Origin of the sequence: Microcoleus sp. CZ3-B2 (assembly GCF_036705055.1) — a bacterium.
In the GTDB taxonomy this organism is placed as follows: domain Bacteria; phylum Cyanobacteriota; class Cyanobacteriia; order Cyanobacteriales; family Microcoleaceae; genus Microcoleus.
The window spans coordinates 1-25,891 of record NZ_JAUBTN010000037.1; the positions used below are offsets into that span (position 1 = coordinate 1).

Sequence of the window (25,891 nt, forward strand, 5' to 3'; positions counted from 1 at the left end):
GACTACTGACTACTGACTACTGACTACTGACTACTGACTACTGACTACTGACTACTGACTACTGACTACTGACTAATTAAGATTCTTCGTCCAAGTGTTCGGCGACTGCTCGATACAGTTCTAAAACGTGGCGATCGAGTAAACTATAAAAAACTTGTCTCCCAACTTTGCGATAACTTACCAACCGCAACGCCCGCAACGCCCGCAACTGGTGCGATACCGCCGATTCGCTCATACTTAAAGCCGCCGCCAAGTCGCACACGCACAATTCTTGATTTGCCAACACCGACACCAGCCGCAGCCGGTTCGCATCTCCCAAAAGACTGAAAAACTCTGCCATGCGCTGAGCTTTTGCCGTGTTGAGTACCTGTGTTTGCATTTCTCCAGCCCGGACGTTGTCAACTATATGCGGGCGATCGCACATTGGTGTATCATTTTTTCGATCGGGCTGAGCGATCGCTCCGTTAACAGCAGACTTCGGTGACATCTTTCCCCGGCTGGTTTTAATTCTCATTTTCATATTAGCGCTATTCGCTTACCTTTTGTTACAAAACTTTGACCTTTCCTTGACATAAATCTGAATATATGTTCACATATTAGTAGAGCGAAACAAACCCACCAAGAGAAAGTAAAATGACCACCGTCAACCAAATGAAATGCGCCTGTCCTTCTTGTTTGTGCGTTGTCACCCTCACAGAAGCCGTCGAAAAAAGCGGCAAGCACTATTGTTGCAGTGCTTGTGCTGACGGGCATCCTAACGGCAAGGGCTGCGGCCACACAGGCTGCGAGTGCCACAAATAAATATTTCGGTTCAGAATAGGTTCACTAACCGTAAAATATATCTCAAGGGAGATGCGAACAGCGCATTTCCCAATTTTTGTGCTTTTAGGTTAACTTAAGGTTAAAATACGGGTAATTAAAGGTTAAAATTCCCTTGACCGGCTAAGTACAAAGCGAAAAAGCAAAATTGTTGCCAGCGGAATACAATAAGAGTAAGTTAGCGTCGCGATACTAAGTGCAAAGACTGCTATTAATAGCAGAGACAGAACCAAAATTTGAATTAGGAGGGGCCTATGAAAGAGCGGGAAGATTTTTTACATCCTCGCAATCGCTACTACGGTGATTTTACGCCAGAAAACTTGGCATTTAATGCCAACTTGCAGGAGTTTGCTCAGAAAATAACTTATATTTGCTCGCTGGAAACAGGAGGAAAGATTAGCGCGGAGAAAGCTTATAAAGATATTAAGGCTCTTTGGAAAAACTTAAAATCCTCTAAGAAGCAATTGGGAATTGGCCAAAACCCCCCCACTAGCGATGATGAGGAAAACTCGCCTTAAATTCACCGCAGATGCAGCAAGTGCAATCGAAAACCCCTGCGATTGCGATAGCTGCGTTTTGCTGTGCACTCAGCAAATGTAGGGAGCTTTCGGGCGCACGTAGCTTAACCGTAGGGCCTGCACTGCACACCAACAATTTTAAGCTATAGCGGTTATCAAGCATTGTGAGGTATGCCCACGGAGGCCTATGCCCTATGCCGCATAGTACCTCATACCAGAGCACAGAAAGGCTATATATCGATAAATTCTGCGATTGCTTCCCTGTGTTTCACCAACCTCGCAATGACAGTAAATGTAATTGCTTGCTCAGCAAGTTTGTGGTGCGCGATGCACGCCCTAGGGGAGCAAAGTACAATTGCCGCCGAGTCCAGAAGTAATTGCACAAGTATTAGTTTTTAGCATTCCTTCGTAGGTATCAGCACCGGTGCCGGGGCCTCCTAACTCGTCGCTATAAAGTTCTTTGTCGGAAATTTTGACATGGGCTTCCCTCGCTACAGTCTCCATTAACTTGGGATTAGTTGTGGTTTCTACAAAAATTGTTGGCACTCCTGCAGTCTTAATTTCTGATGATAATTCCGCGATTCTTGCTGCTGCGGGCTGTTCTTCTGTGGTCACTCCTTGCAAAGCTCCAGCAATTTCTAAGCCGTAAGCATTGGCATAGTAACTCAGTGCATCGTGAGTTGTGACTAATTTGCGTTGGTTGGCCGGAATTGTCGCAATTTGTGCTTTAATCCAAGTATCTATTTTTATTAAATCATTTGTTAGTTTGGCGGCATTTGTGGTGTAAAGTTGAGCATTTTTTGGGGAAACTTTGATCAATTCGTCGCGAATTATTGCTACCATGCGGATGCCATTTTGAGGATTGTGCCAAACGTGAGGGTCGGGGACTTTTTCGTCGGTGGCTGGGGATTTTTGTTCTGCTTTTTCTTCCCCCGGTTCGTGTTCGTGTTCGCCCATTAGCGGTTTGGGAACGGCGAGTTCGTGTACGGCGATTTTGGGTGCGAGATTGCTGCTGGATTTAATTAATTTAATGATGCTTGGTTCGTGGTTGTAGCCACCGTATAAAAGCAAATTGCCCGTTTCAATGGCTTTGCGGTCTTCTGGCTTGGTTTGGTAGGCGTGGGGGTCTTCTCCGGGCTTAATTAGACAGGTGGTGTCGATCGAACTTTGGGCTATTTCCTTCGTTATATCGCAGATAACGCCAGTGGTGGCGACGACTTTCGGCAAGTTGGAGCCCTTACTTTGGGGCGTGGAATTGTTGGCTTGGGGGCCCAAACTGCACCCAACCAGCCCGAAACCCATTGCCAAAACCGCCGCACCGCAGAATCTGGGGGTTTTTCCGGTCAATCTTTGTAACATTTTTACCTCTGGAATGATAATCGTTATTACTTTTAGAGTTATCCTATTCTAGTAGCTACGAACAAGAATCGTTCTCAAAATCTGGAATTATGTTAGAAGTGCAAGATTTGGCTGTGAATTATCGAGGAATTTCGGCCCTCAACAGCGTGAATTTCCAGTTAGAACCCGGACAATTAACGGGGGTGTTCGGCCCCAACGGCGCGGGGAAAAGCACGATGGTGAAAGCGATGCTGGGATTGATCCCGGCCTGTCGGGGTTTGGTAAAATATCAGGGGCGGTTGTTGAAGGAACAGTTGTCGCGGGTGGCTTATGTGCCGCAGCGATCGCAAATTGACTGGGATTATCCGATTACTGTGCAAAATGCGGTGATGATGGCGCGGACTGTCCAGACTGGTTGGTTTCGCAGTTTCTCGAAGCAGTCGCAGGAATTGGTGAAAACTGCTTTGCTGCGGGTGGGAATGTGGGATTTGCGATCGCGGCAAATTGGCGAACTCTCCGGGGGACAGCAGCAGCGGATTTTCTTAGCAAGGGCGATCGCCCAACAAGCCGATTTATTCTTCTTCGACGAACCATTTAATGCGATCGACAAAGCAACAGAAGAAATTATCTTCGATATTTTTGCCGAACTCAAAGCCGAAAATAAAACCTTGCTAGTAATCAGCCACGATTTAGGAGAAACCTTAAAACAATACGATAATTTATTGTTACTCAACAAACGATTAATTGCCGCTGGAACCAGCCGGGAAGTCCTCACCGCAACCAATATTCAAAAAGCCTATGGATACGATTTCAGCTTAGTTGCAGCGTGAGACAAAGGGGAAGTTCCTTCTTCCTTCTTCCTTCGTGTCCTAGCGCTGACGCGCGGCTTCGCCTAAAGCGTCTTCGCGGTTCAATCATCTTCCATCATCCGTTAAATCCGTTGCCGAACTTCCTTCTTCTATAAATGTTAAATTTGCTGATTGAGCCACTAAAATTCGAGTTCATGCGAAATGCGATCGCCGTCGGCATTTTGCTAGGAATACTCTGCGCCGTAGTCGGCTCCTACTTAATTGTACAACAAATGGGAATGATGGTAGACATGATTGCCCATTCAGTATTAGCAGGATTGCCCGTTGCATTTTCCTTGGGCTTCAATATTTCCATCGGCGCATTTATCTCAGGAATTATCAGCGCGGTAATCATGGCGTGGATTCAATCGCAATCGCGCATAAAAATTGATGCAATTATGGCATTAATATTGTCTACATTTCTAGCAATTAGCGTCACGCTGATTAGCCTATTGCGGACAACCAAATTAGACTTAGACGGGTTTTTGTTCGGGAATATCTTGTCAGTTGCACCCGCTGACGTACAGCAGACTTTTATCATAACTTTGATAATTTTGGCGGCGGTTAAAATCTTTTACAAAGAACTGCTATTCTATACTTTTGACCCTTTGGGAGCGCAAGCGTCAGGTTTGCCGGTAAACTGGATTTACCTGGGAATGATTTCGGCAATTACGCTGACAATTGTGGCGAGTTTGCAAACTGTGGGGGCGCTGTTAGTAATTTCGCTATTAATCGGGCCGGGAATTACGGCGTATTTGTTGGTAAAAGAGTTACATTTAATGATGGGATTGGGAGCGCTTATTGGAATTGTAGCTAGCGTGGCTGGAATGTATTTTAGCTATTATTTGAATATGCCGTCTGGTGCGGCAATTGTATTAGTTGTGTTTGGGTTATTTTTAGTAGCTTTGCTGTTCAGTCCCAGTCAAGGAATTTTGACAAGAAAGAGAGGATAATAGTCCTATTCAGTGTAAACATTTTGATAAATCTCGCTGCTAGCTGAGTCTAGATCCCCCTAAATCCCCCTTAAGAAGGGGGACTTTGATCCTATCCGGTTCTCTCCTTTTGAAGGAGAACTTTGATATTTTCCGGTTCCCCCCTTTTTAAGGGGAGTAGGGGTCGAGTAGGGGGCAAGCTAAGGGGAGATCTGGGCCAGTCGTCAAACAAGAAAGTTATTACTACGTTTGACAGTAAGTTGACACCAATGCTTTTCAACCCGCCCTGCAAATATGCGTTTTTTACCAGAAAGCAACTGTCAACTGTCAACAGTCAACTGAAGCTTACTTAGCTTGACAATAGGTTTCATAAACCCCATCCAGCAGTAAATTAAGAGCAGAAGTTGCTTTCTCAGCAGCTAAAAGTGCTTCCTGTTGTGCTTCTTCAGTTTCACAAACCTGTAACAAAGCTTCGCGAGTGGCTTCGGAGTGGAACTCGTCGGCTTTTTCGTGAACTTGAAAGAAAGATAAAGCTGCTTGTGAATTGATGCCGTAAAATTCCTTTAAACCAGCGATTTTGGTTGTGGAAACTTCGGGGATTTGTGCTTCGTAAGCGTAAAGGGCTGCTAAACCTTTGGCGGGAGATTCGCTGCGGGCTAAGTCTTTGAGAATGCGGACGGATTCGGTGGTTTTTTCTAAGTGTTCGCGTTCGAGAACTGCATTTCTGTCTAAACCCAAACCTTCGGCAAAGCGCAGCCACAGTTCGGGGTGATTTGCTGCGCCTCTCTCTTCTTCTATCAGGTTTTCGAGGAGCATTTGACGAATTTTGATGTCGTCGCAGGCGGCGTGGGTAGCGCTGACGTAGGTGGGGAAGTTGTGGACTTGCAGGTAGTATTCTTGTGCATATTCTTGCAGCATGGCGATGTCTAGTTTGCCTTCGTTCCACATTTGGTAGAATGGGTGTTTCAGCAGGTGGTTTTGGTCGAGAATGCTGTTGAGTTGTTCGAGAAATTGCTGTTTGTTCATAATTGTCGATCGCCCTTTAAGGATAGTGCAGCAAACCTGCGATAAAATGGGTTAGTAGTGAGGAATTCAGTCCTTGACTAAAATGTTATCGTAATCTAGCATTTTGTCAAGACTAAATTTTCAATTGTTTGTGTTTGGATCGAATCGTTGTTGATGCTGATATCGCGGGCGATTATTATTAACCGCCATCGAAGTTGTTAGCGCGTGCTTCTGTCAGTGTCCACAGCCTAAAGCGGACTGAAATCCGCACTGCGAACCGTTTGTAGTGGGGCCGAGCGCACGCGGTATGACTAATAATTTCGGATAATTAACTGCTAATTATAGCTGCAATTCGATCGCGCTCCAACTCTCTTCCGATCAGCACTAATTTGGTTTGACGGACTTCGGAAGGTTGCCAAGGGCGATCGTAAAAATATTCTATACGATCGCCCACACCTTGCAACACCATCCGCATCGGCTTCTTGGGAACCGCCACAAACCCCTTAATCCGATAGATTTCTTCCTGCTGCATCAAGGCTTTCAGCTTTTTCACCAAAGCTTGCGGTTCAAATTCGCGATCGGCAATAAAGAAAGTCGAGTTAATATCATCATCGTGCTCGTGTTCCTCCTCCGTGTCGTGGTGACTCGGGCGGGACTCCAAATCATCCTCAACCGCCGCATTAAATCCCAACAGCACATCAGGGTTAATTTCGCCACCCTTAGACGCAACAATTTTTACACTCGGGCGCAACTCTTGCTGCAACCAGGTTTGAACTTTCTGTTGAGTTTCCGCATCCACGCGATCGACCTTCGTTAACAGTACCATATCAGCACAGGCCAACTGGTCTTCAAACAATTCCTCGATCGGAGTTTCGTGATCCAAACTATCATCAGCCAGCCGCTGCGCCATCAAAGCATCGATATCACCGACAAAATTACCGCTAGCAATAGCTTCGCAATCAACAACAGCAACCACACCGTCTACAGTAGCACCCGTGCGAATTTCCGGCCAGCGAAAAGCTTGAATCAAAGGCTTAGGAAGTGCGAGGCCCGAAGTCTCAATTAAGATACAATCAATCTGGTCTTTGCGCTTCAACAACTCTTGCATAGTCGGCAAGAATTCCTCTTGAACAGTGCAACAAAGACAACCATTTGTCAGTTCAACAATATTGCTGCTGACAGTTTCTTCTTCATCGCAAACTTGGCAATCGCGCAGCAACTCTCCGTCAATTCCGATTTCGCCAAATTCATTAACCAGAACAGCAATGCGGCGGCCTTGATTGTTTTGCAATAAATGGCGAATTAAGGTAGTTTTGCCACTACCGAGAAAACCAGTGATCACCGTAACAGGAATTTTGTGCATTGAATTATTTTTAGGTTGAGAATTACGATCCAAATCTCCCCTCACTCTCCTTAAGAAAGGGGGAAGAGAGTTCAAAGTCTGTTTTAAACAGGAAGAACTCGAAACACTCAAAGTCCCCCTTTTTAAAGGCGATTTAAGGGATATAGACTTTGAGTAAAAACAAGAACTTATCGCCTCATTTTATTTCTAATTAGGCAGCGGCGGAATTTTAGCCAAAACGCCTTTTTTCAGAGCTTGAGGACGCTCTGACCAAGGCAACAAACCATCCGCTTTAGCATAGTATTGACCCGCGCATTCCAGTACAGCCTCGATGCTTTCCGGCTCATTTGCAGGCAAATCACCAAATAGATAAGTGTACTTTCCAACAGCAGCAAAAGACACCGCACAAGAGTGACTGCAAGCACTCATGCACTCAACCTCTTGAATCTCAAATCGATCGCAAAACTCCCAATCTTTAGCGAGTTTCGATAAATCTTCCATAAATTGTTGGCCGCCGCTTTTGCCTTCGCGCTTGCCGTCTTTCCAAATACTAGCGCAAGCAGTACAAACAAACAGACTGTGCTTTGTGCGTACAGCCGCATTAATTCCATCCATCATCCGTACCTCGCAGATGCGTTCAAAAGTGAGTTAGATATCGGCGGGCATTCTGACTTTATAAACCACAAGGGTTTCATTACAGTTGCGGGACAGCGCCGGACTTGCACCGAACTTTCCCCGTTTCCTCTAGCGGCTGCTCCCCGCTAGAACCGATCGCAATTTCACATCATACCGCACTTGGCGCCCTTTTCCAAAAAAGTTATCTTGGTAAAAGCAAGTTTTAATATCTACACACATAAATCAACCCCGTTCTTAGCAAGGATTTTAGTCCTGACATTCCAATTTTTTAAGGATTAAATTCCTGTATAATTGTAAGTACGATCGTCCGAGGATATACGATGACCGCATTAACAGAAATCCGCCAACAAGTAGTTGAGGAAAAAGTACATACTTATTACTCTCCTGAAGAGTATTTAAAACTGGAAGAAGCCGCAGAATTTAGAAGTGAATATCAGGATGGCAGGATAATCCCTATGACAGGCGGAACACCAAATCACAATCAAATAGCTCTTAATTTGAGCGGTACACTAAATTTTGCTACGAAAGGACAACCGTATCGAGTATTTATCAACGATTTGCGTTTGTGGATACCGTCGAAGCGGGTTTATACTTATCCTGATGTAATGTTGGTGGCGGGGAAGTTGGAGTTTGCTGAGGGTAGGAAAGATACGATTACTAATGCGGTGATGGTGGCTGAGGTTTTATCGCCATCGACGGAGGATTATGACAGGGGCGGCAAGTTTAAGCTTTTCCGTTCTATTCCTAGTTTTCGAGAGTATGTTTTGATCGATCAATACGAGATGCACGTTGAACATTTTTGCAAGACGGATGATAATAAGTGGATTTTGTCTGAGTATGATGGTGCTGATACGGTATTACAATTGAGTTGTGTGGAGTTTGAGATGCGGTTGGGTGATATTTACGATCGCGTGGATTTTGAATCTGAATCTGAATCTGAGGAGTGAAACTATATGAATGCCTTCACCGATTTTTCAACTCACGGCTATCAAATTGAAAGAGAACTTGGCCACAACAGTCTCGGTGGTAGAGTTACCTATTTAGCAAAAAATACGAACTCTCAAAAATTAGTTGTAATTAAGCAATTTCAATTCGCGCAATTAGGTGCTAGCTGGACAGAATACGAAGCTTACGAACAAGAAATTAAAGTGCTCAAAAAGCTCGCACACCCTGGAATTCCCCGCTATCTCGATGCTTTTGGGACTGACAGCGGATTTTGCATGGTGCAGGAATACAAAAATGCCGAAAGTGCGATCGCCCGAAATTTTTCGCCGCCGGATATTAAACAAATTGCGATCGGCACTTTAAAAATTTTAGCTTACCTGCAATCCCAAAAACCGCCCGTAATTCACCGCGACATCAAACCGGAAAACCTGTTAATCGACGACGAGTTAAATGTTTACCTAGTAGACTTCGGTTTTGCCCGCTTAGGAGGCGGAGATATCGCCGCCAGCAGCGTTGTCAAAGGCACAATGGGATTCATGCCACCAGAGCAAATGTTCAACCGGAAATTAACAAAAGCATCCGACTTGTACGGCTTGGGGGCGACGCTGATTTGCTTGTTAACAGGTACAAAATCCGTGGATGTCGGTAACTTGATTGATGATAATTATAGCATTCATTTCCGGCATTTAGTACCGCCATTGCAGCAGGGTTGGATGAACTGGCTGGACAGGATGGTAGCGCCGAGAATTCAAGATAGATACAAGTCGGCTGCTGATGCTTTGGCTGTTCTGGAATCTCTGGATGTTAGCAGCTTGCCGAAAGTGAGAAGTAATCGCGATATGCTGGAATTTGCCGCTACAGAATATGGAGAAACAATAACACAAACCATCGCAATTAGCAACCCAATTCCCGATACAATGCTTTCAGGGCGATGGGAAGTCGCGCCACATCCGAGTGACCCGCCGCACACACCTTACGATCACCCTTGGCTCTCGTTTGAGCCGCAGAAATTTGAGAGCAATAATGTTGCTTGCAAAATCCTAGTTGATACCAAACAATTGTTGGCAAGTCAAGCTTATGAGCGCTATATAATCTTGCATACTAATTCCGAACCCGACACTTATCAACTCAAAATTAAAGTCACAACAGCTCCCCTCCCTATACCAGAACTAACTACTTTATTGTCTAAGGGCAACCTGATTTTTATCTGCTGGTTGGTGTTATTCGGCTTTCTCTTTAATTGGGGCGACAACTATGACATTGCTTTCGGTATTATTCTGAGCTTAGTCTATGGATTTGCAGTTGCTGAAATCACACTCTTAGCAGAATCACATGGAAATAAAAAAACTTGGGTAGGAGGAGTATTAGGATCGCTAATAGGATTAATTTTATATTTTTTCGTTTTGTCTGTTGTTACTGAAGTTATTCGTAATTTACCCCTATCGAACAATACAATTCTATCAATTGCTGCCTCGATAGGGATGGTAATTGCGCTGATATTCTTTAGTTTATGTGGAGCTGCACTTGGAAGTATGATGAATAGGAATTTGGCTATGATTATTGCTATTATCGGGCAATTTTTATTATTTGCATTGTTTGCATTGTTTTCTTTCGTGGCAATGATATTCGATGAGGCTTTCAATGCAGCATTTTTTATTTTCCTAAGCAATTTATGTTGCATGATAGTTTATTTGTGTTGCATGATAGTTTATAGGATTTTTCATAATCGGATTGACGGGCAGACTACCCTCAGAAGAATAATTAACATTTATAATGACAAAATAGCTTTTCTTACGACCGGATTTTGTACTAGCTTGGTAGTAGCATTTCGACTGTTTTTAAACGTTGTCGCCCAACGAGAATGGGTTGAACCAATGGAAATAGTAGCTGTAGGAGGAGCTATAATCGCCTCTTTAGCTGTCACTGGTATTCCATTACTTGAGATGAGTGTTTTTAAACCAAATAGAATCCTTGCTAAGTATCGCAAATTACAAGCAAGTTTAATTAAACCTTAAACAATTGCTCGCTTGTTTTACTCAGTTATTGAGGACTAAAGTCCTTACTAAAAACCTTTTTGTGACAGAATTTATCATTACGAACCTATGAATGATTTCCCTGATTTTTCCAACTACGGCTATCAAGTAACTCGCGAACTCGGACACAACCGCGCGGGCGGTAGAGTTACCTATCTCGCTACCGAAATTAATACCAAACGTTCCGTCGTTGTCAAACAATTTCAATTTGCCCAGACTGGCGCTAATTGGGCGGAATATCAAGCTTATGAAAAAGAAATTCAGATTTTGCGCGCCCTCGATAACCCCAATATTCCCCGCTATTTAGATTCTTTCCAAACTGCATCGGGTTTCTGCATGGTACAGGAATACAAAGATGCTAATTCCCTCGCTACTTCGCGCCAGCAAACACCGCAACAAACCAAGCAAATTGCTATTTCTGTTTTAGAAATACTCAAATACCTGCAAAATCGGGTGCCACCAGTTATCCACCGAGATTTGAAGCCAGAAAATATCTTGGTGGACGATCGCCTAAATGTCAGCCTTGTCGATTTCGGATTTGCTAGAATCGGTGGGGGAGAAGTAGCCGCCAGCAGCGTTGTCAAAGGTACCTTGGGCTTTATGCCGCCCGAACAAATTTTCAACCGCCAGCTAACAGTCGCATCGGATTTATACAGTCTCGGCGCCACGCTAATTTGCTTGCTAATCGGCATCAATTCTACCGAAGTGGGCAGCTTGATGGATGAGACGGGGCGGATTAATTTTAAACATCGCTTACCGCAGCTAACTCCAGAATTTCTTGACTGGCTGCAAAAAATGGTGGAACCAAATTTTAAACACCGCTATGCTTCCGCAGATGCGGCCCTCAACGCTTTGATTCCCCTCAATGTAGTTCTCCCGCCTAAAAAATCAAAACTTGCACTGATATCAGTCGGATTGTTGACAGCAAGTGCTGCTATTTTACTCCCATTTATTTTGAAATGTCAGGAACCTCAACAAGTAGTTAAATCCCAACCAGAAACCAGCAAACCGAAGTTAAAACCTGTGACTCAAGTGATGTTAACTAGCGAACTAAAATCGGATAAAATTATAGATTTTGTCTCTTTAAAAAAAACACATAAAGTCTATTTTGCTGTCAGTATTACTAATTTCTCACCGGGAGAATATTACGGTACTTGTCGCGTATTTGACTCTCAAGGAAAATTGGCAGCCGACGGTCTATCTCGTTTAAGAACAACCGCAGATCGACTAAATACTTGGTGCGGGTACAATTTTACAAAGGATGACAAGCCTGGGAATTGGAAGTTTGAATTTTATTTAGACAATCAAAGAATGACACAAAATAGTTTAAAGGTATTACCTTAAAATATTTGTACCGGGCGGGCAGTGAATTTCTGTGCCGTCAAAAGTTGGCTGTATCAGATTGATTTGATCCACCTCCTTTTCCGGCTCGCTTTCGCAGATTGCCGAAATAGTTATTAGTTGATTGCTAACATCTTTTTTGAAAGCAAATACTGCTCCTATATATACTGGACTGTCGTCTTTTTGGCTAACGGAATCCAGCTTTTGAGAAAATGCGATCGCGCTTTCAAATTGTGCTGGTTCGCGCTTATTCTCCAACGTTTGAACTGGGTTTATTAATAATGAGTCAATGTGGTAATAATATTGAGCTTTGCTGAGACCTTGTATAGCCAACCCTTCCAGGGAATCACTAAATTTGTTATTTTTTGCATAGTAATCTTCCTGCGCTTTATTGATCGAAGCCAGATCTGTTTGTAGTGCCGGAGATTTCGGACTGCTTGAGATGACAATAGTATTGAGTTGGAAATTGTAAAAAGATGCTAGTATACCAGCCATAAAACCGCTGTAAATTACAGTCCGTACCAGCAAACTGGATAGTGAAAGGCTGTATGTTTTACTTTTTTTATCTATATCTGCTGACATTTTTTTAGTGCCCTAAAATCTTGCTAAGTTTGCAGGGTGCGCGCCGCACACCCTACATACTACAAATTAAGCTGTTTCGTGCTGTTTGTGCCATGCGGGATGCCACAGCAATTCCGCAGTCGATCGCTTCTCGACCATTTCCTTGGTAATCGTACAGTTAGCAACATCCTTGCGAGAAGGCAACTCGTACATCACATCCAGCATTAACTCCTCTAAAATGCTGCGGAGAGCTCTCGCGCCGGTTTTGCGGCGGTAGGCCTCCTGGGCGATCGCCCGCAGCGCATCCGGCTCAAATTCCAACTCCACACTGTCCATCTTCAACAGCTTTTGATACTGCTTCACCAGCGCATTCCGGGGCTCGGTCAAAATCTGCATCAAAGCCGCTTCATCCAGCGGCGAAATCACCGTCACCACCGGAATCCGCCCGACAAACTCAGGAATCAAACCAAACTTAACTAAATCGTCCGGCTGTACCTGTTGCAAAATATCAACAGCCCGCTTATCCTTCGCAGCCATTGTCGAGTTGCTGTCACTTTCATTTGGCTGAATAAAGCCCAAGGATTTTTTACCCAAACGCTGATCGACTATTTTTTCCAAACCGACAAAAGCACCGCCGCAAATAAATAGAATCTTGCTCGTGTCAACTTGAATAAAATCTTGGTAAGGATGTTTGCGGCCGCCTTGCGGGGGAACATTAACCACCGTTCCTTCCAACATTTTCAGCAGCGCTTGCTGCACTCCTTCTCCCGATACATCTCTGGTAATCGAAGTGTTTTCGCTTTTGCGAGCAATCTTGTCAATTTCGTCAATATAAATAATCCCGCGCTGTGCTGATTCGACATCAAAATCCGACATTTGCAACAGTCGCAGCAAGATATTTTCTACATCGTCGCCGACATATCCAGCTTCTGTCAGCGTCGTTGCGTCGGCTACCGCAAAAGGAACTTCGAGCATTTGCGCCAAACTCTGCGCTAACAAAGTTTTACCGCAACCTGTGGGCCCGACTAGCAGGATGTTGGATTTTTGCAGTTCGACATCGCCGTCGGGGGAAGATTTGCCGCTGTCTTTGGCTTGGTCGGCGCTCAAGCGCTTGTAATGGTTGTAAACTGCGACAGAAAGGACTTTTTTGGCTGAGTGCTGGCCGATGACGTGGTTGTCTAAATGCTGTTTAATGTCTGTGGGTTTGGGAATTTGGGCTAAGACAATTTTAGATTTGTTCGATCGACTCGGGCGTCGCGTTCCTTGTCCCTGAGACTCTCGCACCTCTGATTGAGGAATCTGTTGACCAATTGTTTTGCTAGAGTCAAAAAATTCTTCCTCTAAAATTTCATTGCACAGTTCCACGCATTCATCGCAAATGTACACGCCGGGCCCAGCTATTAACTTGCGGACGTACTCCTGCGACTTGCCGCAAAAGGAGCATCTGAGATTGGAGTCATACTTTGACATATTTGCCTCTTACTTTACGGTTGCGGTTGCTTGTTTTGACTGGGGAAGTTGCGGCGGGAGCGATATCTTTGCCCTAGAAAAATTTCCCGAAAGAACACCCAAGCCAGTCTGTCGATTTGAGATACTTCGGCTTCGCGAGGGTACGAGTTTGAGATTTGAGATTTGAGATTTACTCCACAAATAAATTTTTGAAGTTGAACCTTGGTCTAAAACTTGGGGATATACACGAGTTAAGTCAGGGGCTTGTCTCAATTTTTGCCTGGTCAAGCTTCGCGGTCTCTATTTCTAAGTTAGCACTTTTGAGGCACGGTCATTAGTCGTCAGCCCTGGGACCATATTTTAAATTTTAAATTTTCACTTTCGGGCAAAGCGGCACGGGCTTACCATTTTTTGTAGGGCAAAAATTTGCCTGACATAATTATTTTTACTCGATCGCCTTTTGGGTCTGCTTCTTTCTCGACATCCATAGTAAAGTCGATCGCGCTCATAATCCCGTCACCAAATTTTTCGTGGATTACTGCTTTGAGTGGCATTCCGTACACCTGCATGATTTCATAGAAGCGATAAATCAACGGGTCTACCGGAACAGCAGCATCCAAAGAACCTTTTAACGGAGGTTCTGTCAGCAGCGCAGCCATCTCGCCCGACAGTCCCAAGGCTGAGGCAATTTTCTCTGCTTCATCGATCGATGCCGTAGCTTGACGGTAAATAACCGCAGCAATCCAAACTTCGTCGCGATCCAAAAGTTTTTCCAATTGGGCCAAACTAATTCCCTTAGCTTTTTTAGCAGCCAAAAGCTTTTCTGTAATTTCAGAAATTGCCATTAAATATTCTCCAACTCACTGAGGTGCTAGATGTGAAATTTCTCTCACATTTTGGGGATTTTGTCAATAGCAAAGCGAAAAAACAAACTGAATTGATAACTCGGAATTTCAGCAAAAGCTGGTCTCGTCAACTTCCACAACTTGCAACAGATCGATCGCAAAATAACTCATAAATGCCCTGCCACAATGGTAGAGTTGGCAGTAGATGCAGTGCAAATTACACCAACCAAGGCATTGGGCAACATTTAGGCAGAAATTCGATCGCTCCAGCCTGACGCACGGGTGGCTGGCTACCGCAGCCACAACTTCTTGACCGTTCACAACCGGCAACTGAGTATGGAGATTCAGGTTAAAGATTATAGCATTGAGTACGATCGCGCTGCCCAAACAATCACCTGCTGCGGCTCGTTCCGGCTCAAACAGGCCCAAGAATACGCGCCGATCGCCCATGCTGCTCGAGTTCGTTGCTGACTCCTCGCCAAACACGATTGCTTTAGACTTACGAAAGCCAGAATTCTTAAATAGTTCGGGAATTAACATCCTCTCAAAATTTGCGATCGAAGTGCGCCAGCAAAAAAATATTCAAATAACCCTAAAAGGCTCTAAACAAATACCCTGGCGGGGAAAAATCCTGAAAAATTTACAGCGGCCGATCCCTTCCTTGCACTTACAATTAAAATACTAAATCGCCCAAGCTCTATGTGAGTCCCACCCCAAGTCCGAGAACCGAGATCGGGAGACTCAAGTGAAGGCTCGTAAGTCATAGTTAAGCTAGCCCCGAACCTTAAAAAACTTCCGACCCAACTAAAAAATACCAATTGTCAATTGCCATGCAGGAAGAACCATCGAGAGAACAGCTACTTTTGGACGTTCAGCGGCTGAGTGCGGAACTTGAAAACTTGAAGCGCGAAAAAGCTGACCTAGAAATTTTGCTGGAGACTACTACCGAACATTCGGACACGATGGACGCTCACTTGCTCTCTAAAGCTGATGTGGCGCTGCGATCGAGCGAAGAGCAGTTTCGGGCGATCGCCTCAGCAACTCCCGTTCCGGTATTGGTTTCTCGCCTCGGTGACGGCTTAATTATGTATGCGAATTCTCAACTGGCTTCTCTGCTGAACATACCCCTAGAAAAATTGATCGGCTGCAGCACCCCAGACTTTTATTTAAACCCGGACGATCGCCCAAAGGTACTAGAAGCCCTCGCCAAAAACGGATACCTCCAAAACTACGAACTCCACTGCAAAAAGTCAGACGGTACTCCCTTCTGGGCCACAATCTCCGTTGAGTCCCTGCTGTTTAACGGTCAACAGACAGCATTGTGCGCCTTGTACGACCTCACCCAGCGCAAGGAAGCAGAACAAACCCTCAAAGAGAGCGAAAAGCGTCTCCGCCGCCAGAGTCTGGCTTTGTTGCAGCTAGGCCGGCAGAGGACTTTCAACAGCGGTGCGCTGAATGTGGGAATTCGCGAAATTACCGAGGCTGCAGCCCGTACTTTGGAGGTGGAAAAAGTCAGCGTCTGGCTTTACAACCATCTCAGATTTGGCAGTCGCTATTCGATCGAACCCCAGCTAAATTTTATCAACAGAGCGATCGCCCGCAGCCAAACAGAATCACTCGATCCAGAAACCGCCGCCCGAGCAGAAAACCCAGATTTGGTCAATCATTCTAAATTTAAAATCTCCAACCTCAGATTAGTTTGTCTCGACCTGTACGATCGCACCAGCGAGAATCATTTGAGCCGCCAGCCCCTATCGGTGACAAGCGATTTACAATTTTCATCAATCTTAGATGATGTCGAAGGCGACGCACCGGGGGAAAACTTAGCTGAGGACAAAGCATTAAAAACTGCGCCCAATACTTCAAACTCGATCGAAACAAATTTGTGCCACTCATCTTCGGTAGCCCAACACTCCGCCGCGCTACCGAATCCCAATAAACCAAACTCATCCATATTAAATGTAGCAATTAGGCTCGGCGGTCAGATCGTAGGCATCCTCTCCTTGGAACACGGCGCGCCCCGCCAGTGGGCTCTGGAGGAACGCACCTTCGCCGATTCTTTAGCAAATTTGGTCGCGCTGGCGATCGAAGGATTTGAACGCCAGCGCGCTCAGGAAGCACTTTCCAAAGCCAAAGCCCAGCTAGAAATGACCGTCGATCAGCGCACCGCTCAACTCACCGCCGCCAACAAACTGCTCCGCATCGAAATTGCCGAGCGCAAAAGAGCCGAAATAGCCTTGCAAGAAGCCTTACACAAAGCTGAAGCAGCTTCCAGAGCTAAAAGCACTTTTTTAGCCAACATGAGCCACGAGCTGCGGACACCGCTCAACGCCATTATCGGTTACAGCGAAATGCTACAAGAAGAAGCACTCGAATCGGGACTAAAAAACATCATTCCCGATACCCAAAAAATTCGTAACGCAGGCAAACACTTGCTGACTTTAATCAACGACATTCTCGACCTTTCTAAGATAGAAGCAGGTCGGATGGAGCTTTACTTAGAAGAATTTGATATCGGCAATTTAATAGAAGAAGTCGTTGCAACTTTGCACCCTTTAGTCGAAAAAAATCACAATCAATTGCAGGTTTCTTACTCTCCGAATTTGGGAGTCATGTATGCAGATTTAACTAAAGTCCGGCAAATTCTCTTCAATTTGCTCTCGAATGCCTTGAAGTTTACCGAAGGCGGGACGGTGCTGCTGAGCGCGACTAGGGAACCAGCAGGCGGCAGCAATTGGGTTTATTTACAGGTATCTGATACCGGCATTGGAATGTCGGTCGGGCAGCAGCAGAGTTTGTTTCAACCTTTTGTGCAAGGCGATGCTTCGACTACTCGCAAGTACGGCGGCACCGGTTTGGGATTGACGATTAGCCGCTTGTTTTGTCAGATGATGGGCGGCGATATTAGTCTTGATAGTCAGTTGGATGTCGGCTCTACTTTTACTGTTAAATTAAAGGCGCAAGTTGAGATTAGTCATTAGTTATTAGTTATTGGTTATTAGTTATTGGTTATTGGTTATTGGTTATTGGTCATTGGTCATTGGTCATTGGTCATTGGTCATTGGTCATTAGTCATTGGTCATTAGTCATTAGTCATTAGTCAACCGATTCTCAATGACAAACTCCTAATAATATCATGTCCGGTGGATTGAATGCAATCAATAAAGTCCGCACTACGAACCGTTTTTGTTGTGGTCATCGATCGCACTTAATGTATAGCCTTTCTCAAAAACGTGAGGTATGCCCTGTGCCCTAGGCCCTATGCCCTATACCGCATAGTACCTTCTATGAGAGTTCGAAAGGCTATAGCAGTTCTCACAAAAATGAGGCATCACTCTAAAATCTAAAATCTAAAATCCTGAGCTTTTTGAGACAGGCTATATGAGCTATTCCTAAAGACCTATCCCTAAGGATCATAATCTGTTAATTGTGACACCGATCGCGATCGACCTCTGTTGCTCATCACACAATAATATTTGTTCCCAGCTTAGAATATCTTATTATCCTAGACTTGTGCCGTCGCCCGGATCTAGCGCCTCGCTGCATTATTCAAAAGTCGCACCTCAATCAGATTGAGGGGGGATTGCTTGTAGAAAGACAATTTGATAAAAATAATGCTAGGGTCGCTAACCACTAGAAGGCAAAAGTTAACAGGAAATCAGGAATTCTCACAGGCTTAAGGAGGCAGAAACACCATAGGTGTCTTTTACCGAATCCGAAGGGCCTTCCAACAGCAGCCTCTACAGGCTTCATAGCAATGCCGCCTTCAACAGCGCGCAAGTTATCAGAATCAAAGGAGTGCATCTATATGTCGATTAAACCTTGCAGTCAACCGCTAAACACAAATCCTTTCACTTGTCATCGCGATCCCGCTACAGGCAGGTGGACTACTGTAATCGCAACAGTTGAGAACCCTTCCGCCACAGACTCTAGTTGGAAAGCAAAAGCCGAAAGCGAAAACGCAGGTAAAGCAGAAACAACAATTCCTGCTTCGCCTACAATATCGTTGCCGAACAAACGCCTTTCCTTCTCATTGCCTCCGTTCAAAAAGCTGGCTAAAAAATCTGTTGTCACTCTCAGCAGATAGCCATCGCGCCGGGCCGGATCTAGTTTCCACGGTTACGCCCGGCCTCGCGCCCAACAAAAAAACCAACTTAATCAATAGCATAAATTGCCAAAAAGCGATATACTGCCAGCAAACTTTCTCCTTGAAGATCCGTGAAGTATTTGCTCGATCGCTTAGTCCAACTGATATGGACAAACCGACCAATTCGCCAGCGGGGAACAGTCATCGTTGCCATCCCCCTGATTGGTATGTTTGCCTCACTAATCGCAATTTCAGGACTCCGCGAGAGTGCCATACAGCTCAGAAATCAAGCAAATACTAATAAGGAAATACTTCAGGAAGCTAACCGCTTGTTAACAGCGATAGTGGATGCAGAAACCGGAATTCGCGGTTACGGGTTAACGAAGCGCCCCGAATTTCTCGAACCATATTTAGAAGCAAAAAAGAATTTGCCTCCGCTGTTAGCTAAACTCAAGTTGATGGTGGGGAAAAATCAACCGCAAGCTCAGGAATTTGCAGAAATCAAAACAATTACCGAACAACACATCAATTTCTTGCAAAACATTTTAAAGCAGCTCGATAGTTCGGCAACAAGAGTGCCGTCGCCAGAAATAAATCAGGTGTTCGCTATAGGCAAATTGAAGATGGATAAGCTGCGCGACAAAATTGATACGTTTGGTGAAGCAAACAAAGCTTACCAGAACGCTCAAGAGCGGCAAATACGGGAGTTGAGAGATTTAACTAATTTCCTGCAAATAGGTGGTTTGCTTGTCGGCTGTTTGGGTGCCGTGGCTTGCTGGTATTTATTTGATAGTTTAGAGAAGGAATTGAAGAAGCGGGAAGCTGGCTTAGAAGAAAGCAAAACTCGCATTCAAGCTGTGGTAGATAATGCGGCTGACGCGATCATTACTTTGGATGAACGGGGAAATATTGAGTCTTTTAATACGGCAGCCGAAAAGATTTTTGGCAAAAGTGCCGATCGCGCAATTGGCTCGAACCTCCGCCGGCTGATAGCTCAACCGCAACCGCACTGCAGCGCCGGAGATTATTCGATCGAATATTTCACATTAAATCCTAATGCTAAGCTGACAACTTACCAGCAAGAAACAATGGGACTTCGCAGCGACGGAATTAAGTTTCCGATGGAGTTGGCTATCAGCGAAATGCGTCTGAAAAATCAACACTTGTTTATTGCGATTTGCCGCGATATCAGAGGAAGAAAACAAACTGAAGAAACTCTCCGCAAGCAATCGCAAATGCTGGATTTGGCGAACGATACGATCGCGGTACTAGACTTGAAAGGGGAGATTTATTATTGGAATTTGGGGGCGAAGTTTCTCTACGGATGGCGGAAGTCGGAAGCAACAGGCAAAAATATTCACGATCTTTTGCAAACTGAATGGAAGCAGCCTTTTGAGCAAATCCAAAAAATGCTTTTTGAGCATGGTTCTTGGCAAGGAGAAATGGTGCGAACCAAGCAAGACGGCACAAAAATAACGGTGGCCAGCAGGTGGACTTTGCAGCACGACGAGCAAGATCAACCGGTGGCAATTTTGGAAATCAGCAACGATATTAGCGATCGCAAACGTTCAGAAATTGCCTTGGCTGAAAGTGCCCTCCGGTTTCGTCATACTTTTGAACAAGCGGCAGTCGGCATGGCCCAAACCAGTGTAGAAGGCAAATTTATGTTGGTCAACCAAAAACTTTGCGAAATTTTGGGCTACAGTCGTCAAGAATTGATGGAGAAAAAATTTCAAAAGATTACTTTTCCGGAAGATTTAGCAAAGGAATTAGGATTTTTGCGCCAATTGTTAGCAGGAGAAATTGATAATTACTGTGTAGAAAAGCGCTTTGTCCGCCCAGACAGAGAGTTGGTGTGGACAAACTTGACGGTTTCGCTGCTGCGAGAACAAAATGGCAGTCAATTTTTGATGTGTGTGATAGAGGATATTAGGGAACGCAAACAAGCTGAGGAATCTCTTAAGTTGCGCGCTAGAGAGTTGAGTTGGACGGCGCAGTCGCTGGCTCAAATGACGAGTGTTTTGAGAAAGCGGAATCAAGAATTAGACCAGTTTGCTTATGTGGTTTCTCACGATTTGAAAGCGCCGCTCAGGGCGATCGCCAATCTCAGCAGTTGGATAGAAGAAGACCTCAGCGAGTCCATGACAGAGGATACTCTGCACCAAATGAACCTGCTGCGCGGCAGAGTTCACAGGATGGAAGGATTGATTGAGGGACTGCTGCAATATTCCCGCGTCGGGCGCATTCAAGTACCTTCAGAAACCGTAAAAGTTGAGATTTTATTAGCAGAAATTATTGATTCCTTGGCACCGCCGGCGGGATTTGAGGTAAAAGTTGAACCGGGAATGCCAACTTTTGTCGCCGAAAAATTGCTGTTGCAGCAGGTTTTTGCTAATTTAATTAGCAACGCTATCAAGCACAATCGAGCTGAATCAGGTCATGTAAATATATCCGTTACAGAGTTAGATGATTTTTATGAATTTTCAGTAGCCGATAACGGGCCGGGGATTGCTGCTCAATATCACGATAAAGTTTTTGTGATTTTTCAGACCTTGGAAGCTCGCGATAAAGTTGAAAATACTGGCATTGGTTTGTCGCTGGTGAAGAAGATTGTGGAAGGCCAAGGTGGCACTATTTCGCTGGAATCTGCGGAAGGTGAAGGAGCAATTTTTAGATTTACTTGGCCGAAGCAACCTGTTAGCAAAGAGGGAAGTGACACAACTTTAAATCTAGTAAATGTAGGGCGTGGATAGCGCACCGCAAACCAGATAGCGACCGTTTAATCTGCATCGCAGCGGATTTCGATGATAAATCCGTCGGGATCGTAAAAGTAAATGCCGCGTCCTGTAGCGCGCGTGACGGGGCCGCTGTCGATCGCAATTTGATTAGATTTTAGCACTTCGATCGCGCGATCGAACAAATCGCGATCGATATCAAAAGCCAAGTGGTTGGCGCGAGTAAAAGCTTTCTCCGGGTTTGGGTTTGGCGGTTCCAAATCTGGCTGCCAAAATAAGTCAATTACAGTCCCGTCTGGGGTGATGAAATTAGCCACTTTACCCGCTGCTACCATTTCTGTTAAACTTGCGGGAATTTCTGCACCTGTGAGTTCGTGCAAACCGAGAATTGTACCGTAAAAGTAGCGGGAAGCTTTCATGTCCCGCACGTTTAAAGCGATATGGTGAACGCGGCGCAAAGTCCCCGGCGCGAGGGCAATTTTGACGGTGTTTTCGTTAGTTTGCATGGTTGTCAATTGCGAATGTTATAGAAGAAGTCATCATATCGTTGACCGTTGGATCGTCAGGTGATTTAACCGGCGCTAGAACACAGAGTACACAGAGTCCGAGAATATATATCTGAATCATTCCGATGAAGAGAGGATTTGATATCAGTCATCAGTCATCTTGCCCGAAGAGCGACTTGTGAGCCAGCGTCTTGCCCGAAGAGCGAAGCCGAAGGGAGCCGAAGCAAGTCGAAGGGTGGTCATTTTAGCCGCTCGCGAAGTCGAAGGGTAGTCATTGGTCATTAGTTATTAGCATTTTGTAGATACTGTCTTGATCTGTCAAGGGGTAGCGAGTAAATAGGGCTTGCTGAATAAGCCTAAAACCCTTACATCAAAAGACTTTGGTTCGTTTGGGCGCTGATAATGTTTAAGACTATAGCAATCCTAAATCATTATCTACACTTATTATGATATGTAGCTTTTCTTTTCTCTCATATGAGGTACTATTCGGGATAGGCCTCCGTGGCTTCCGTGGGCCTAGGGCATACCTCACTTTTGTGAGAACCGCTATAATTATATGCAATAATTGATTGTGACAATAAAAAGATTAATAACTTACAACTGCCACAGAAAGATATAGAAAAAGAAAGAGCGGCGTTAGAATCTTTCATTAAAAGCGATCGAACTGTCAGAGAACTCAAGCGAGCAATAGCTGTAAGGATGGCTATTAAAGGTAAGCTCTACCATGAAATTAGCAAAATATGGCGTGTAAGTAAAATTTTTATTGGTTATTGGAAAAAACAATTTAAAACCAAAGGCATCGCAGGAATCAGACTAGGGCATAAAGGGTCAAAAGGAGCTTTAACATCTCTACACAAAACTGAAGTAATCGAAGGGCTAAAGAATAAAGAATATTGGGATTTTGATGAGGGAGTTACTTATTTAGAGCGAGAATTTGGTGTCAGCCATAAATCTAAACAGAGCTATTATGAACTTTTATCTCTGGCGAAGATCGTCTGGAAAAAAACTCAGAAAATCCATCCCAAATCTGAACCCGAACTGGTAAAAAAAGAGGGAATAAATTAACAATATTTGAGCCAAAAACAAGTTTGGCATAGAATTTAGAGAAATAATAGTATTTTTTTTAGATGAATGTCATCTACTTCATGGCGATATTAATGGCTAAGCTTGGGGTCGCTCCTATCTAAGAATTGAAGTCCCAATTACCAATCAAAAAAATAGACAAACTTATTTTGGTGCACGCTCATTATCAAACCCAAAAATTCCATGTTAAAGTTTATAAATCGGGGGATTTAAAATCAACAGTTGAATTCATAAAAAAAAGACTTACCAAATAAATACTCATTGCGGAAAATTATCTTGATTTGGGATGTAGCTATTTATCATAGATATGGAGAATTTAGAGATTATTGTTCAGAAGTTAATCGTGAGAAATAACCTGATGATTAGTCCATCACTGGTATTTTATTTGCTCCCAATGCTCCCGAACTGAATCCGGTTGAAGATATTTGGTTACAAGCTAATTTTTTTTTACGAAAGTATTGGTATTTATGTAAGTCTTTTAAGATAATTAAATTGTTGTTTGAGTTTTTCAAAAAGGAACATAAATTTGATTTCCCCAAAATCTATCAGTACACCTATACCTAGAAAATGATTTAGGATTGCTATAGTAAGTAAGGAGGAATCCAAAAAAAGGGGCAACTCGCGTCGCCCCTCATCTATTTAAGCAACTGTACAATTACACTTCCACAGCAATCTTTTGTTCCGAAGCTTCCGGTGAATTTGCTTCACTCGGCGGCACAACTTGCCAGAATTTAGGTAAATATTCCGACCAATTTGCGAGAATCTTCGCGGCTTTTTTGCTGCCGGTTCGATCGCGCTGCATCTCAATCAACTCCTTCAATTGCGCCTCCCCAGCAGCCGTAGAAACCCGCTGCATCTTCACAATCTCCCCGTTGACGTGAGCCGGGAAACTGCCATCTTCATCGAGGAAATAACCCAAACCGCCAGTCATTCCAGCGCCGACGTTGCGGCCGACTTTTCCTAACACGACAATAACGCCGCCAGTCATGTACTCGCAGCAGTGATCGCCGGCACCCTCAATGACTGCTTTCGCCATCGAGTTACGCACCGCAAACCGTTCGCCCGCTTTGCCCGCAGCCAACAGAGTTCCCCCCGTTGCGCCGTACAAACAAGTGTTACCGACGATCGCATTTTCCGAAGCATCATACGTCGCACCAGCCGGCGGTGCGATCGCAATTTCGCCACCGTGCATCCCCTTACCAACATAGTCGTTAGCTTGGCCTGACAGCACCAGCGTCATTCCCGGCAAATTGAACGCGCCGAAGCTTTGGCCCGCGCTACCCGTGCAGTTGAGGACGATCTCACCGCTAAAGCCGGTGTCACCGTATTGCTTGGCGATCGCACCTGATAAACGTGCTCCCACAGTGCGATCGGTATTCACCAATTTTACACTCTTGCTAACACTGGTTTGATTGGCGATCGCGCTTTGAATTTCAGCATCCGCGAGCAAATCGTCATCCAAGACTGGCCCGTTGGTGTGTACATCGCCGTGAATCAAGAAAGATCGATCGCCCTTAGTATCCGGTAACTTCATCAAACAATCCAAATTAATCGCTTGAGTTTTAGTTAGTTGCACCCCTTCGCGCATTGTCAGCAAATCCGCGCGGCCGATAATATCTGCGATCGACTTATAACCTAATTTCGCCAACAAACTCCGCACTTCTTCTGCTACGAAATAGAAGAAATTAACCACGTGCTCCGGCGTTCCAGGGAACCGTTTCCGCAAATGTTCCTGTTGAGTTGTTACGCCCACGGGACAACTATTCATGTGGCAAACGCGAGCCATAATACAGCCTTCAGCAATCATTGCCACCGTGCCGAAACCGTACTCTTCGCCGCCCATCAAAGCGCCTACAATCACGTCCCAGCCCGTTTTAAAGCCACCGTCAACCCGCAGCAAAACTCGATCGCGCAACTTGTTTTCCATCAACACCCGGTGAACTTCAGTCAAACCGAGTTCCCACGGAGAACCCGCGTGCTTGATCGAACTAAGTGGAGACGCACCGGTACCGCCATCGTGACCGGAAATTTGAATCACATCAGCATTTGCCTTCGCAACACCGGCGGCTACAGTCCCGATGCCGACTTCCGACACCAACTTCACCGAAACTCCAGCTTTTGGATTGATTTGGTGCAAGTCAAAAATCAACTGCGCCAAATCCTCGATCGAATAAATGTCGTGGTGAGGAGGAGGCGAAATCAAAGTGACACCTGGTTTCGATCGGCGTAAATAGGCAATGTACTCGCTCACTTTCGGCCCTGGTAATTGACCGCCTTCACCCGGTTTCGCACCTTGTGCGACTTTAATTTCGATTTGTTGGGCGCTCATCAGGTACTCGGGAGTTACACCGAAACGCCCGGAAGCTACCTGTTTGATTGACGAACAGGCTGTATCGCCGTTTTGCAAACCTTTTAAGTGAGGTAGGGTTTGTGAGAAACCCGCCGCGCTCACATCGTTCAGCACATTGTATCGAATCGGATCTTCGCCACCTTCGCCGGAGTTAGATTTGCCGCCGATGCGGTTCATCGCAATGGCCAGTGTTTCGTGGGCTTCCGGGGACAAAGCGCCGAGGGACATTCCGCCGGTGGCGAAGCGACGGGCAATATCTGCTACAGATTCTACTTCTTCAATGGGAATGGCAGGGCGATCGCTCACAAAATCCAGCAAATCCCGCAAAGCCGTTACCGGGCGGTTTTCTAGCTGTTGCTTGTAAACCTCGTAATGGTCGTAGGCGGTTTCAGGATTTTTGTCACCAATTGGTGTCATTTTTGCTTCGGTGGCAGTTTCCGAATTTTTGTCACCAATTGGTGTCATTTTTGCTTCGGCATTTTTGTCACCAATTGGTGTCATTTTTGCTTCGGTGGCAG

General features: G+C 45.0%; 22 protein-coding genes, 1 pseudogene and 1 riboswitch. Of the genes and pseudogenes, 11 read left to right on the plus strand and 12 right to left on the minus strand.

Going from position 1 to position 25,891, the window contains the following annotated elements; translation table 11 throughout:
• Nucleotides 1–76 precede the first annotated feature (76 nt).
• The gene (locus QUA97_RS17195; protein ID WP_194011987.1) at nucleotides 77–487 is read right to left on the minus strand and encodes an ArsR/SmtB family transcription factor; all 411 of its coding nucleotides are present in this window, start codon (nucleotides 485–487) and stop codon (nucleotides 77–79) included.
• Between the two features lie 146 nt (nucleotides 488–633).
• Between QUA97_RS17195 and QUA97_RS17200 the strand changes: the two genes are divergently transcribed.
• A complete protein-coding gene (locus QUA97_RS17200) occupies nucleotides 634–801 on the plus strand; it encodes a metallothionein (protein ID WP_194067259.1) in 168 nt (55 codons plus the stop codon).
• Between the two features lie 272 nt (nucleotides 802–1,073).
• On the plus strand, nucleotides 1,074–1,337 hold the full coding sequence (locus QUA97_RS17205; protein WP_194067258.1) for a DUF7219 family protein: 264 nt from the start codon (nucleotides 1,074–1,076) through the stop codon (nucleotides 1,335–1,337).
• Between the two features lie 336 nt (nucleotides 1,338–1,673).
• Here the strand turns inward: QUA97_RS17205 and QUA97_RS17210 are convergent, their stop codons facing one another.
• Entirely contained in the window at nucleotides 1,674–2,696 is a 1,023-nt protein-coding gene (locus QUA97_RS17210) for a metal ABC transporter solute-binding protein, Zn/Mn family (RefSeq protein WP_333195292.1), read from the minus strand.
• Nucleotides 2,697–2,785: 89 nt separating this feature from the next.
• Here QUA97_RS17210 and QUA97_RS17215 point away from each other — a divergent pair, with 89 nt between their 5' ends.
• Both QUA97_RS17215 and QUA97_RS17220 read left to right on the plus strand, forming a co-directional pair.
• Nucleotides 2,786–3,505: a metal ABC transporter ATP-binding protein gene (locus QUA97_RS17215; protein WP_333195293.1), complete on the plus strand. Its 720-nt coding sequence runs from the start codon at nucleotides 2,786–2,788 to the stop codon at nucleotides 3,503–3,505.
• Nucleotides 3,506–3,639: 134 nt separating this feature from the next.
• Nucleotides 3,640–4,476, plus strand: a complete 837-nt coding sequence (locus QUA97_RS17220; protein ID WP_333195294.1) for a metal ABC transporter permease — start codon at nucleotides 3,640–3,642, stop codon at nucleotides 4,474–4,476.
• Nucleotides 4,477–4,800: 324 nt separating this feature from the next.
• On the opposite strand, the gene QUA97_RS17225 is transcribed toward QUA97_RS17220, so the two are convergent.
• From QUA97_RS17225 to QUA97_RS17235, 3 genes are all read right to left on the minus strand, one after another.
• Nucleotides 4,801–5,481 carry a CADD family putative folate metabolism protein gene (locus tag QUA97_RS17225; RefSeq protein WP_194067254.1) on the minus strand — a complete coding sequence of 227 codons (681 nt, stop codon included), beginning with the start codon at nucleotides 5,479–5,481 and terminating at the stop codon, nucleotides 4,801–4,803.
• A gap of 307 nt (nucleotides 5,482–5,788) precedes the next feature.
• On the minus strand, nucleotides 5,789–6,823 hold the full coding sequence (gene cobW, locus QUA97_RS17230) for a cobalamin biosynthesis protein CobW (RefSeq protein WP_333195295.1): 1,035 nt from the start codon (nucleotides 6,821–6,823) through the stop codon (nucleotides 5,789–5,791).
• A gap of 186 nt (nucleotides 6,824–7,009) precedes the next feature.
• Nucleotides 7,010–7,420 (minus strand): DUF1636 domain-containing protein, encoded by a 411-nt coding sequence (locus tag QUA97_RS17235; protein ID WP_333195296.1) that lies wholly within the window; start codon nucleotides 7,418–7,420, stop codon nucleotides 7,010–7,012.
• 22 nt (nucleotides 7,421–7,442) lie between these two features.
• A riboswitch (cobalamin riboswitch) is annotated at nucleotides 7,443–7,589 on the minus strand.
• 169 nt (nucleotides 7,590–7,758) lie between these two features.
• Here QUA97_RS17235 and QUA97_RS17240 point away from each other — a divergent pair.
• The 3 genes from QUA97_RS17240 (at nucleotide 7,759) to QUA97_RS17250 (ending at nucleotide 11,760) form a co-directional block, all read left to right on the plus strand.
• Complete coding sequence (locus QUA97_RS17240) at nucleotides 7,759–8,385, plus strand: Uma2 family endonuclease (protein WP_333195297.1); 627 nt, start codon at nucleotides 7,759–7,761, stop codon at nucleotides 8,383–8,385.
• Between the two features lie 6 nt (nucleotides 8,386–8,391).
• On the plus strand, nucleotides 8,392–10,398 hold the full coding sequence (locus QUA97_RS17245; protein WP_333195298.1) for a serine/threonine protein kinase: 2,007 nt from the start codon (nucleotides 8,392–8,394) through the stop codon (nucleotides 10,396–10,398).
• 87 nt (nucleotides 10,399–10,485) lie between these two features.
• The gene (locus QUA97_RS17250; protein WP_333195299.1) at nucleotides 10,486–11,760 is read left to right on the plus strand and encodes a serine/threonine protein kinase; all 1,275 of its coding nucleotides are present in this window, start codon (nucleotides 10,486–10,488) and stop codon (nucleotides 11,758–11,760) included.
• Here the strand turns inward: QUA97_RS17250 and QUA97_RS17255 are convergent.
• The 4 genes from QUA97_RS17255 to QUA97_RS17270 all read right to left on the minus strand — a co-directional run bounded on the left by QUA97_RS17255 (nucleotide 11,752) and on the right by QUA97_RS17270 (nucleotide 15,062).
• The gene (locus tag QUA97_RS17255) at nucleotides 11,752–12,339 is read right to left on the minus strand and encodes a type IV pilin-like G/H family protein (protein ID WP_333195300.1); all 588 of its coding nucleotides are present in this window, start codon (nucleotides 12,337–12,339) and stop codon (nucleotides 11,752–11,754) included. The genes QUA97_RS17250 and QUA97_RS17255 overlap by 9 nt on opposite strands.
• A 66-nt stretch (nucleotides 12,340–12,405) precedes the next feature.
• Nucleotides 12,406–13,788 carry an ATP-dependent protease ATP-binding subunit ClpX gene (gene clpX / locus QUA97_RS17260; RefSeq protein ID WP_333195301.1) on the minus strand — a complete coding sequence of 461 codons (1,383 nt, stop codon included), beginning with the start codon at nucleotides 13,786–13,788 and terminating at the stop codon, nucleotides 12,406–12,408.
• Between the two features lie 380 nt (nucleotides 13,789–14,168).
• Entirely contained in the window at nucleotides 14,169–14,612 is a 444-nt protein-coding gene (gene cynS, locus QUA97_RS17265; protein WP_194009919.1) for a cyanase, read from the minus strand.
• Nucleotides 14,613–14,720: 108 nt separating this feature from the next.
• Nucleotides 14,721–15,062 (minus strand): hypothetical protein, encoded by a 342-nt coding sequence (locus tag QUA97_RS17270; RefSeq protein ID WP_333195328.1) that lies wholly within the window; start codon nucleotides 15,060–15,062, stop codon nucleotides 14,721–14,723.
• On the opposite strand from QUA97_RS17270, the pseudogene QUA97_RS17275 reads away from it, so the two are divergent.
• Both QUA97_RS17275 and QUA97_RS17280 read left to right on the plus strand, forming a co-directional pair.
• A pseudogene (locus QUA97_RS17275) lies at nucleotides 14,949–15,297 on the plus strand (slr1659 superfamily regulator). The gene QUA97_RS17270 and the pseudogene QUA97_RS17275 overlap by 114 nt on opposite strands.
• A 145-nt stretch (nucleotides 15,298–15,442) precedes the next feature.
• A complete protein-coding gene (locus QUA97_RS17280) occupies nucleotides 15,443–17,593 on the plus strand; it encodes a sensor histidine kinase (RefSeq protein WP_333195302.1) in 2,151 nt (716 codons plus the stop codon).
• Between the two features lie 877 nt (nucleotides 17,594–18,470).
• Here QUA97_RS17280 and QUA97_RS17285 read toward each other — a convergent pair.
• Nucleotides 18,471–18,686, minus strand: a complete 216-nt coding sequence (locus tag QUA97_RS17285) for a hypothetical protein (RefSeq protein ID WP_333195303.1) — start codon at nucleotides 18,684–18,686, stop codon at nucleotides 18,471–18,473.
• A 144-nt stretch (nucleotides 18,687–18,830) separates the two neighbouring features.
• On the opposite strand from QUA97_RS17285, the gene QUA97_RS17290 reads away from it, so the two are divergent.
• The gene (locus QUA97_RS17290; RefSeq protein WP_333195304.1) at nucleotides 18,831–21,452 is read left to right on the plus strand and encodes a PAS domain S-box protein; all 2,622 of its coding nucleotides are present in this window, start codon (nucleotides 18,831–18,833) and stop codon (nucleotides 21,450–21,452) included.
• 26 nt (nucleotides 21,453–21,478) lie between these two features.
• On the opposite strand, the gene QUA97_RS17295 is transcribed toward QUA97_RS17290, so the two are convergent.
• Nucleotides 21,479–21,940: a VOC family protein gene (locus tag QUA97_RS17295; RefSeq protein ID WP_194067243.1), complete on the minus strand. Its 462-nt coding sequence runs from the start codon at nucleotides 21,938–21,940 to the stop codon at nucleotides 21,479–21,481.
• A gap of 648 nt (nucleotides 21,941–22,588) precedes the next feature.
• On the opposite strand from QUA97_RS17295, the gene QUA97_RS17300 reads away from it, so the two are divergent.
• A complete protein-coding gene (locus QUA97_RS17300) occupies nucleotides 22,589–23,005 on the plus strand; it encodes a helix-turn-helix domain-containing protein (RefSeq protein ID WP_333195326.1) in 417 nt (138 codons plus the stop codon).
• Nucleotides 23,006–23,678: 673 nt separating this feature from the next.
• Here QUA97_RS17300 and QUA97_RS17305 read toward each other — a convergent pair.
• The coding region (locus tag QUA97_RS17305) for a glutamate synthase-related protein (protein WP_333195305.1) at nucleotides 23,679–25,891 on the minus strand (2,213 nt) is incomplete at its 5' end.